The sequence below is a fragment of the Adonisia turfae CCMR0081 genome, assembly GCF_011009555.1.
Lineage (GTDB): Bacteria > Cyanobacteriota > Cyanobacteriia > Phormidesmidales > Phormidesmidaceae > Leptothoe > Leptothoe turfae.
This window is the reverse complement of record NZ_QXHD01000004.1, coordinates 5,851,449-5,862,072: the sequence shown is the minus strand read 5'-3', so window position 1 is coordinate 5,862,072 and position 10,624 is coordinate 5,851,449. Positions and strand designations below refer to the sequence as shown.

General features: G+C 49.0%; 8 protein-coding genes and 1 pseudogene. 6 read left to right on the top strand and 3 right to left on the bottom strand.

The genetic code is table 11. The features are described 5' to 3' along the window. Positions 1 to 317, top strand: a 317-nt coding sequence (locus DXZ20_RS28845; protein ID WP_348918734.1) for a tyrosine-type recombinase/integrase, incomplete at its 5' end; no start/stop codon positions are given. A gap of 472 nt (positions 318 to 789) precedes the next feature. On the opposite strand, the gene DXZ20_RS28840 is transcribed toward DXZ20_RS28845, so the two are convergent. Then, positions 790 to 1,188 (bottom strand): hypothetical protein, encoded by a 399-nt coding sequence (locus DXZ20_RS28840; protein ID WP_163702527.1) that lies wholly within the window; start codon positions 1,186 to 1,188, stop codon positions 790 to 792. 52 nt (positions 1,189 to 1,240) lie between these two features. On the opposite strand from DXZ20_RS28840, the gene DXZ20_RS28835 reads away from it, so the two are divergent. Both DXZ20_RS28835 and DXZ20_RS28830 read left to right on the top strand, forming a co-directional pair. Continuing rightward, a complete protein-coding gene (locus DXZ20_RS28835) occupies positions 1,241 to 2,665 on the top strand; it encodes an L-lactate MFS transporter (RefSeq protein WP_348918733.1) in 1,425 nt (474 codons plus the stop codon). Further along, entirely contained in the window at positions 2,655 to 4,670 is a 2,016-nt protein-coding gene (locus DXZ20_RS28830) for an AMP-binding protein (protein ID WP_250565964.1), read from the top strand. Before DXZ20_RS28835 ends, DXZ20_RS28830 begins: the two co-directional genes overlap by 11 nt. A gap of 177 nt (positions 4,671 to 4,847) precedes the next feature. Here the strand turns inward: DXZ20_RS28830 and DXZ20_RS28825 are convergent, their stop codons facing one another. Beyond that, complete coding sequence (locus tag DXZ20_RS28825) at positions 4,848 to 5,348, bottom strand: hypothetical protein (RefSeq protein WP_250565963.1); 501 nt, start codon at positions 5,346 to 5,348, stop codon at positions 4,848 to 4,850. A 110-nt stretch (positions 5,349 to 5,458) separates the two neighbouring features. Next, a complete protein-coding gene (locus DXZ20_RS28820; RefSeq protein WP_163702526.1) occupies positions 5,459 to 6,991 on the bottom strand; it encodes a serine/threonine protein kinase in 1,533 nt (510 codons plus the stop codon). A gap of 142 nt (positions 6,992 to 7,133) precedes the next feature. On the opposite strand from DXZ20_RS28820, the gene argC reads away from it, so the two are divergent. The 3 genes and pseudogenes from argC to DXZ20_RS28805 form a co-directional block, all read left to right on the top strand. Beyond that, entirely contained in the window at positions 7,134 to 8,105 is a 972-nt protein-coding gene (gene argC, locus DXZ20_RS28815; RefSeq protein ID WP_163702525.1) for an N-acetyl-gamma-glutamyl-phosphate reductase, read from the top strand. A 568-nt stretch (positions 8,106 to 8,673) separates the two neighbouring features. Beyond that, a complete protein-coding gene (locus DXZ20_RS28810) occupies positions 8,674 to 9,696 on the top strand; it encodes a DUF1350 family protein (RefSeq protein WP_163702524.1) in 1,023 nt (340 codons plus the stop codon). Positions 9,697 to 9,817: 121 nt separating this feature from the next. Further along, a pseudogene (locus DXZ20_RS28805) lies at positions 9,818 to 10,624 on the top strand (ATP-dependent helicase); the annotation flags it as partial.

Sequence of the window (10,624 nt, the reverse complement as noted above, 5' to 3'; positions counted from 1 at the left end):
CCGACCTGGTCGCTATGTTTCGAGCCAGGCGATCAGCCACGGTCCGCGACGATGATTTAGTGTTTACCAGTCCCAAGGGTAACCCCATCGATGACCACAATTTTAGGAAGCGACATTGGACACCGGCGCTGGCCGCTGCCAATGTGCCCTATCGAAAGCCGTACAATACGAGACACAGTTTTATCTCTCAGGCAATCGACCAAGGCTGGTCTATTAGCGAAATAGCCTCCATCACTGGCAACAGTGAGGAGACTATTTTGAGGCACTATACGGGCAGTGTGAGAGGTGAAGCGGAGCTTAAGTCTGTTTGGGGTTAATTGACTCTTGTCTGGAGTTGAACAAACTATCCAATACCCATGAGCATCAGCGTACTCGTCGAATATAAAGTCTGAAACTGCAGTGTCTACAACCAAGTAGTTAGCAACAGATTCATGTATTTCAAAACGGGATTCTGTCATATCTAAAACTAACCAGAGAAATTGGTGCTTAAGTCTGTTTGGAATCTAGTTAATCCTGAAGTGATTTTAAGATAGTAATAAATTCAACAATAAGATGATGCTGTGCTTGCAACAGCTTTCTTTGGGCAGGTTGAAAATTACTATCAAGTTCTACTTCTAATCTCGTCTTTCTACTTTCGTATCTCAGTAAGTATGAATCAATCATATTCAGAAGGTTTGCGGGAGGATGCAACTAGTCAACGTAGTTACGCCCGTTTCACTCATAGCCCCCAACGAAGGAATGGGGCTTGACCTGTGTGACAGTTAGCTACTTTAGGCCCGACTTAGTCCACTAGACTTTTAATCCAGATATTGCCTTGAGATATTGAAGATTTTCTAATCTCTTCAATACAGGCATCGGAGTTTTCAAACCAAGTTTGTTCATAAGTTGCTCTACTATAACAACGGCATAAACTGTTGTCTGCTGTAGCTCCAACAACGCCTGGTATAAATCTCTTTGGCCGGATGAGAGTGTGCCATCGTATTCAGACTCAACAAAAATGCAATAAATGTTTTCTTGCTTTTGTTGTTTCTCGCTACTGGATGCATTAAGGAAGGGCGTATCTAAACCTCCTAGCCAGTTCCATGAATGCGATGGGGTATTTGAAAATGATTTTCCAGCCGTATCCCAATACCAAACTCGCACACCTTGTTTTTGAGCTTCAATCTTGATTTCATCATAATGTCCCAAAATCCTGCTATCGTGCGTGAGAGCCAAATCGTTAATTATCAGTGCCTGTGACGTGAGAAAAGCTACTATAACCGAAGGCAAATTGCTACCCACCTTCCCCTTCCCTGCCGAGGCTCGTTTGTTTGGCTTGCCGCCTGACCAGGGTCGCTGGCTGTTTATTCCGCTCGGCTTAATGGTATTGCTCTGTTTAGGTACGGTTTATTCCTGGAGCATTTTTAGCGGACCCTTTGAGGCAGAACTCAAAAGTCGTCCGGGTACGATTTTACTGCCATTTTTGGTTTTGGGAGTCACCTTTACCCTGGTGATGCCGATTGCCGGCCTGTACATGAATCGCTGTAGCCCACGCATTCTTGCCAGTTTGGGGGGAATCTTAGTGGGCCTGGGCTACCTGCTGGCCAGTCAAGCATCTAGCCTGCTCTGGCTGGTGCTGAGCTATGGCGTAGTGGCCGGTTTGGGGGTGGGCATGGCCTACGGCGTGCCCCTGGCAGTGGCAGCTCGCTGGTTTCCTGATCGCAAAGGATTGGCCGTGGGGTTGACGGTCGTGGGATTTGGCCTGTCGCCGCTGGTGACTGCACCGCTAGCCTTCAATCTGATTAACGGCAATCCCGCCTGGAATTTACCCGCCCTGGGAATACGCCAGACCTTTGTTTTGCTGGGCATTGTGTTTACGGTGCTAATTGTGGCGATCGCATCTGTCCTGCGAATGCCGCCGCCCCGCTGGACTCCCAGCAACTTTGCTCAGACGCTCAATCAATCGGTCGAAACGGATGCCAGTCTGCCCATGATGCAAACCCAGACTTTTTATGGGCTGATGTTTTGCTACACCGTCGGCACCTTTGTCGGGCTAACGGCGATCGCCACAACCGCCCAGGTCGGAAGCGAACTGGTTAACCTGGAGGCCGAGGAACTTGCTCTGACTGTGCCGCTATTTGCAGTCTTCAATGGGCTGGGGCGACCGCTGTTTGGATGGTTGAACGATCGCCTGCGCCCCAAGTTCACGATTATCATCATCAACAGTTTGACTTTGATTGCCTCAATTTTGATGATTCACACCAGCCCCAATGAACCCGGTCAATTTCTGGTGGCGTTTTCCATTTTCTGGTTTTGTCTAGGGGCGTGGCTGGCAGTCGCACCAGCGGCAACCTTGAGCTTTTTTGGGTTGCCCAACTACCCTAATAACTATGGTTTATTGTTCCTTGCCTTTGGCGGCGGTGGCCTTTCGGGAATTTTTACGGCGATCGCCCTGCGCGGCATCACGGGAAGTTTTGCGCCTTTTTTCTATGTCACGGCGACGCTGGCGATCGCGGCAATTTTAGTGGCCTACTTTGGCCTCAACGCACCCCGAAAAACGCGACTGGCGGATTGGCTATTTCGCTATTTGATTAGCCCGATTACGCCTCTGCTAATGACATTAGTAGAGGGTTGGCTGGCAGTGGTAAAACCAAAAGAAATCAGGGAAAAAGGGGATGGCAACTAATCCGCGTTCGACTCCAGCTATGCATCGTTTTGATAATCGTTTGGGAAATGATTCTGCCAGCTATTTTTCAACCAAAGAACGGTTTGAGCACACCGGGTTAATCGACTATAGCCAACTGCGATCGCTTCCACAGATGTGGGAGATTACAGAACAATACTTTGGCAATGTGGAGGCGCTGATTGACCCCCACAGTCGTCCGGCAGTATCGCTGACTTATCGGCAGGTATATCAGCAAATTCGACAGTTCGCGGCAGGGATACAAACGCTGTTGTCCCCTTCGTCGCGCTTACCGCAAAATCCACCCATCGTGGCGCTCTTTGCCGACAATAGCTGGCAGTGGCTGGTGGCAGATCAGGGCATCATGCTAGCGGGGGCAGCGGATGCGGTGCGATCGGCGACTGCAGATCCCGATGAACTGCTCTACATTTTGGAGCATAGCCAGAGCAGTGGGCTAGTGGTGGAAAACGCCAAAACGTTAGATCGGTTGGGTGATCGCATCTGGACATTGCCAGTGGAGTGGGTGGTGCTTCTGTCGAACGAACAGCCCGACTTACCCGGTCGCCCCTCCCACGTCAAACTACTCACGTTTGACCAACTGCTGGAACTGGGCAACCAGCAACCGCTACAATCCGTCAACACAACTCCAGACACCCTCGCCACGCTGATTTACACCTCTGGCACCACTGGCCAACCCAAAGGGGTAATGCTGAGCCACGCCAACTTTATCTATCAACTGGTAGCTTTAACGGCGATTATTCAACCCCTGGTTGGCGATCGTACCCTCAGCATCTTACCCACCTGGCACAGTTTTGGGCGGGTAGGCGAATACTACACGCTTTCCCAGGGCTGCACTCAGGTATATACCAATCGTCGTTATCTCAAGCAAGATCTGAAAACCTATCAGCCCGCCTATGTGGTGGGAGTGCCGCGATTGTGGGAGTCTATCTTCGAAGGTATTCAAAAGTCTTTTCGAGATCGCCCACCTCGAATGCAAGCATTCATTCAATCGTTTCTGGCGGTCAGCAGTCGCTACATTCAAGCGGTACGTACCTGGAAGCACCGCGATTTGCTCAATTTACACCCGACGCGCTCGGCAGTCCTGCGGGCCTGGGCGACCACGCTGTTGCTGGCTCCGCTGCACTACTTGGGGGAACTGTTGCTCTACAAGCGAATGCAGCAAGCCCTGGGTGGCAAGGTCAAGCAACTCATCTGTGGCGGCGGTTCCTTGGCTCAGCATTTAGAAGACTTTTTTGAAATGATTGGCATCGAAATTTTGGTCGGTTACGGTCTGACTGAAACCTCCCCCGTACTCAGTGCGCGACGCTATTGGAACAACGTGCGCAAGGCTTCTGGTCAACCATTAATCCAGACCGAATTTCGGGTTGTCGATCTAGAAACCCGACAAGCCTTGCCCGCCGGAAAACGCGGCTTAGTCCTGACAAGAGGTCCCCAAATCATGCAGGGCTATTATCGCAATCCCGAAGCCACCGCCAAGGCCATTGATCCCGAAGGCTGGTTTGATACAGGCGATATTGGCTGGCTAGCAGACGATGGCAGCATTATCCTGACCGGCAGAGCCAAGGATACGATCGTCCTCAGCAATGGCGAAAACATTGAGCCACAACCGATCGAAGATGCCTGCTTACGCAGTTCATTTATCGATCAAATTGTTCTGGTTGGGCAAGATCGAAAAGCACTGGGAGCATTGATTGTGCCTAATCTGGAAGCCCTGCAAGCCTGGGGATTAGCGCAATCACCTCCGTTGATGATTGGGGAGAATGAAGCGATCGCACCCGACAACCTCATTATTCACAATCTCCTGCGCCAGGAACTCAACCGAGAAGTGCGCGATCGCCCTGGCTACCGTTCCCAGGATGAGATTGCTGCATTTACGCTGTTACCGGAGCCAATGACGATCGAAAATGGTCTGCTCACCCAAACGCTCAAAATTCGCCGCAATGTGGTTGTGGAGCGTTACTCTGAGATGATTCAGGGGTTATTTTAGCGTTTTGCGCCAAGCCTCGGCGAAAAACTCAATGCCCCACTCTTTTAAGAGTTTGAGTGCCAGCTTTTTACCCACATAGCCTCGAACGTCCTAGACCCTTTACTCAGGATGAATATGTCCGCAGCCCCGAAGAGTTTAAAGCTAACCATGCCCATTACTTGGACTTCGTTAAATTCCTTAGGGGGTGGGCAAGGCTTGAAAAGTCTCTTCCACTAGCCGCTTAGCTTTTTTATCCAGGGCAATCCAATCCACATCACCCATTTCCAGGTCCAATAGACTTGTATCTATGGTGATGGGGCCAGTATGATTTTTTGTATCTGCTGTATCCGCTGCATTACAGAGCCGATAGCACAGCTGCCAAACATCGATTTCCTGCTGTTGATCTTGCTTTTTAAGGCATAGGGCATACCGATGGTCAGGAGATGGCAACTGGGCAAGCGTGGCCTGAATTTGATCATGCTCTTCAGGCGTTGCTTTTTCTAACATCTCTTGAAGCGCTAAGTATTGCTGTTTTTGTTCAGCCGTTGTCTCTGCTGGCCATCGCATATCGTCTCGATAAGACCCCTCCCAAGTAGAGGCATCTAGCTGTTTACGAATATTGTCAATAATGCGAATTAACGCAGGCTGCATTAATGCTTGGGCATAGCGTTGATCTTGGGCAGTGGCAAATTGAGGCATAGAACGGCCAATGCGATATGGAGACTAAAATATAGTGTATGGGAAAGCGCTCTGTTCTTCCCCATGGCTTTTCTGCCTGACCTGGTTAATGCATCCGTAACGGTCACGAATTATGCTAGCCCTGTAGAAGATGGCTGCTTTAACCAAAGTTGTAAAATGTCATTCACCCAACTGATTTCTGACTGAGTTAATTCCAGCTCTTTGGCTGAAAGCGTATACTTCAGCTTGCCAACGATGGTGCGATTATTATGTAGGAAAAACTTGATGAGAGAGCTATCTTTTTGGAAATGAATATCTTCAATATCGCGTTTATAGGTATTGATTTTATAGTCAACTGGCCGACAGGGGAACCGATGCCCTAACAAAATAATTTCTGGCAATAGCTGAATGCTGATCTGTTGGAAAAGACTAGAACAGATAGATTGCAATCCTCGGTACCCAGAGCGTACGTTAAAATATGTCCATCCTAGCCCGATGATAATAATAGATAACTGTTGCCAAACGTTGACCAGCTGAGGCCAGAAGTATAAAAACCCTCTAAACGTCAGCCATACACTTGCTGCGCTCACGATTGTCTGGAGCATTGCCAGGCAGAATTTTCTGCTTTTCCAGCCCAATGGAGGAAACAAGACCTCCAACATTTGACTGTACTCAAGAATCTTTAGCTGGGTGTTGGCTGGGGCCATTGTTTCTAAAAACGTGCGTTGCAAACGATGGCTAAGACTGTTGAAGGATAGCCAGTGAGATGAGGAAAAAATCTCATCAGCTTGCTCTAATCCTTTCAGGGCAGATTTTGCGGATATGGGTCGTTTATGTTGCTTGGGTTGGGTGAGCCAGCGTAACCAAGATTTGAGGGGCCGACTCATATGCTCTAATTCTTGGCTAAACAACAGACGTAGGCCGCTCTGGGGCAACGTGTTGGGATGTTTTCCTGTAGCAAGATGGATGAGTGTGGCTCCCAGGCTGTATAAATCTGTGGCAGGCATGGCCCGATCTCCCAGTTGTTCGGGTGGGCGGTAGCCTGGAGTCCCTGAGATGAGAATGGGGGTATCTGTATCAGTTTCTGTATCAGTTTGAGTTGTGCTAGCACATTGTACTAAGCCAAAGTCCACTAAATAGAGATCACCTGGCGTAGAATTAGCGAGGGTATTCAGCACAAAACTGCTAGGTTTGATATCACGATGAATGATCGGTGATTTTTTGGTGTGTAGATAATCAAGGATCGCTAAAATCTGTTGCGCCAGTTTACGAATCTCTTCTTCGGTAAAGACTCTTTGAGTGTTGATCAGGGTATATAGTGATTTACCCTCAATGTATTCTTGTACAAGCATGCAGCCGTGATAGCCATGGTCTTCGATCTCAAAGCTGTCGTAGTAAGCTGGAATAGCTTGATGCTTCAAATTTTTAAGGACTGTAACTTCTTGGTGAAAACGTTTGATATCGTTTGCTTGAAGTGGATCGTCAAAACATAAATATTTGATGATAACCCAGCTATGGCGGATGTGGTCGTAACCCAGCATCGTTCTACGACCAAGGCGAGCCCCTAAGTTTTGTTGAATACTGTAGCGATTGAGAAGTCGAGGAGTCGTCTTTAAAATGCTGGGGGAAACCATGAAACTATTGACGGGGTTGCAATTATTCATCAGAATTCCCGATTGCATCCCCAGGGTAGCGGCATAGATACTGAACAATGCTGTTTGATATTAAGCCAATGACCATGGTCCACCGAATCATGGCCCTATAAAATGACACAGACGGTTTAAGAGAGTAATCAGGAGTTGTCCCATGGTGCAGCCCAGGGTTTTTATTGATGGTGAAGCAGGTACAACCGGGCTGCAGATTTATGCCCGCTTAGCCCAGCGAGAAGATGTCACGGTTGTCAGTATTGATCCTGCTAAGCGAAAAGATGTGGCAGAGCGGGCAAAGCTGATTGATTCTGTGGATGTGGCGATTTTGTGTTTGCCCGATGCCGCCGCTCGTGAGGTGGTTGATCTGGTATCAAGTCCCACGGTTAAAATTTTGGATGCTAGCACAGCCCATCGTACCCATCAGGATTGGGTGTATGGATTCCCAGAGTTAGCACCGGGGCAGCGGGATGCGATCGCAAAAGCCCATCGTGTTAGTAATCCAGGCTGTTACCCTACCGGATTTCTAGCAGCCATCAAGCCATTAATGACCTCTGGTCTAATTCCCGCTAGTTTCCCAGTCACCGTTAATGCGATTTCCGGCTATTCCGGTGGAGGCCGTAAGTTGATGGAGACCTATGCCGGGTATCGCGGTGAATCAGAACCACTTTATCCCTATGGTGTGTATGGTCTGACCTTTGGCCATAAGCATGTGCAAGAGATGCATGAATATTCTGGGTTGGCCCATGCGCCCTTATTTCTGCCAGCGGTAGGTACGTTTGAGCAGGGCATGCTGGTGCAAATTCCGCTGCCGCTGTGGACGTTGGATCATCCACCCACTGGTCAGCAACTGTGTGCTGCCCTCACGGATTACTACGCCGATGAACCCTTTGTGCAGGTGGCGGCTTTGGCGGATGAAGCGGGTCTGCGTGATGGCAAGTTTCTGGATACAAAAGCGGCTAACGGAACTAATCAGGTCCAACTGTTCGTCTTTGCTAAGGACGATACCCACGAGGCATTGGTCGCAGCACGATTGGATAATTTAGGCAAAGGGGCTTCAGGGGCTGCTGTGCAAAATATGAACATCATGTTGGGGCTGCCGGAGCAGGCAGGGTTGAATCAGGGAGTCTAACCATGGAAACCTTTACATTTGGGGGGCTAGGGGGCTGAGTAATGGGTAGCGTCTTTTCTAGACACATCCTTATACCTAAGACAAAGGACCTCAGATAAAAAAGGAGCCGCTTACAACTAGCAACTCCTCACTTAGAGACTTATTCCCACTGTGGAAGACACGGATTCTTGCATGGCAAGAACCGCCAGGGGAGAACGATAACTCCCCAACCCTGATGCAAGTTTGAAAGATCAGTTAACTGACAGTGTCAGACCAGCCACACGCTGCTTCACTCTCAAGGCAAGCTGTTGTTACTTTGGCTTAAAACCTTTGAGTTTGGATAGTACCCTTTTGTGTACTCCTGTAAAGGCATGACACAGCGGTATTAGTTTTCCAGGACTGTCCGGAATTATGAATATTGGCGGGGTAACAATTCAGAGGTGTCTAAGATCGGCGGTGCTGCTCCTCGGTATGGTTTCATCTCTCAAGTCTTGGTTGGTAACCTGTTGGGTTGATCGGTTTCTATACTCAGGCAGTAACGGCTGAATATTTACAGCGGCTCTGGGAGTCTTTTCATACATTATTTTCTATGGTTTTATCGTCGCCTAGTAATGCCGCTCGGTTTCAATTTGAACCGTATTCCCACAGTTGGGTTGCCCTCCATCCCCAACCCAAAGGTGTGATTCAGTTTGTAGGGAGTGCTCTATGGGGGACATTTCCCACCCTCGTGTATCGTCATTTTCTCAAAAGTCTTTTTTCCGCTGGCTATACCGTTGTCGCTTTGCCGTTTCGGTTTACGTTGCACCATTGGTCCACAGCCATTGACCTTTTAGATGAGCACTACACGTTACGGGGCTCAATGGTCGAGGCGGCAATGGCTAAAGGGTATGAGTCAGCGGTGTACTTAAATGCGGCTAACTACACTTGGATTGGCCATGGCCTGGGCTGTAAGTATGTAGCCCTACTAGAACTTTTGTCCTCTACAGAGGTGTTAACAGAATGCTGGCAATCGTTGCCGCCGCACGACCCTAGTACTCGGCAGTTAAAAGAGATTCAGCAGGGATTATCCTGCCTCAATGCGCGTCTACGTCTGATGGAACAGCGTATCCAACGGCTGACCGGGCAGACTGTTGATTACGGTCTGCCGTCGATTATGCAACAGGCCTCTTTATGGTTGGCCCCTGCCATTAAATTCCCTGTGCCTGCCAAATTGCTACGATTGGTTTTGAGTAAACTGCTGACGGCATCCCCTACTGTTGATCAAACCCATCAGCTGATTGCCCATAGTCGGCTATTTCATTTCACCGGGCTGATCCAATTTGCTCGCGATCGCAATACCGCCAATACCTGTCAACAGCTGATGCATGAACAGCCCCACATTCGGCGACGGTTTCTCAAAGGCAACCATTTAGAGCCAGTGGGGATTCAATTAGGCCAGTGTGTGGTTGACTTCAACCCACTGGATAAATTTATCCAGCCCCTCAGCTGTCGGGACTTAGAGTTTAACGCCTTGGCCCTGGTCCATCGCCTCCGAAATACACCCGCTGTTGCCCAGCAGAGGTGTGATGAGACGTGTGATGCCAGTACTACCAGGCATCGAATCGCGGCTTGAGAGCGGACTTAACCGCTCCTGATTTCTCAGCTTTCCCTAACGCTTCCAGCGATCGGCTATAGCCTGAACTATGTGCGCCAAGCTATAATCAACCATTTAGGCAAGCATACTGGGGATGTAGATGGATAGCTGGATAGATGAAGACGACGAGCTGCTCGATTTTAAGGAGCTGCGATCGCAACTTTTCACAACCTATCAGCAACAAACGTCTTTACGTAAAAGTATTGTCCAATTGCTCTCAATCTTTTACGGACCCACTAGCCTTGCAAATGCCACGACAGCCCTCAACTATGTGGGCATCACTACTAAAACGGGTAAAACCATTACCCCCAGCTCTCTAAAAACTCAGATTACGGGGCTGATTAATGACAAACTGCTGATTTATGGTGCCGGACATTTACCCCAATGCCACCCCCTGATTGTGGAACAGGTCACTCGGGATGTGGTGCAATCAGGCCCGTTTGAGCCGATGCTTCAGGCCGTTAGAAATATCTTTCATCCACATCGTCAATATAGCGGTCGGGTCAATCGCATACGCCATATTTGCCGATCTAAAGACGAGCTATATCGTGAAGCGCGTTTGGCGCTTTACGAGCAGGACTATGACGCTTTGCCTCAGCTGTTTCTCGACTATAGCAACTATAACTACTACGCTACGCCCGTTGCCCTAGAAGATTTTCTCCTAGATGTCGTCAACAACCCCTTTGATGTGACCTGGTTGCAAAGACTGCCTGCTGAACATTACAGCATGGTTTTGAAAACTCTCCTGGTAGGGGCAACAGCTTCGTTAAAGCCCGCTGATCAGCTGTTGGACCTGTTGGAAAATCATCCCGCTGATTCCAGTGAGTTTAATGTATTGCTGGTGGAGCAATACCTGTTGCGCAATCGGCTGACTGAGGCTGAAGTCATCTTAGACAAAACCGTTGAC

Coding starts and splice junctions, on each gene's coding strand:
- DXZ20_RS28810 (WP_163702524.1), top strand. CDS start 8,674: ATGGTTTTATCGTCGCCTAGTAATGCCGCTCGGTTTCAATTTGAACCG.
- DXZ20_RS28830 (WP_250565964.1), top strand. CDS start 2,655: ATGGCAACTAATCCGCGTTCGACTCCAGCTATGCATCGTTTTGATAAT.
- DXZ20_RS28825 (WP_250565963.1), bottom strand. CDS start 5,348: ATGCCTCAATTTGCCACTGCCCAAGATCAACGCTATGCCCAAGCATTA.
- DXZ20_RS28820 (WP_163702526.1), bottom strand. CDS start 6,991: ATGAATAATTGCAACCCCGTCAATAGTTTCATGGTTTCCCCCAGCATT.
- argC (WP_163702525.1), top strand. CDS start 7,134: ATGGTGCAGCCCAGGGTTTTTATTGATGGTGAAGCAGGTACAACCGGG.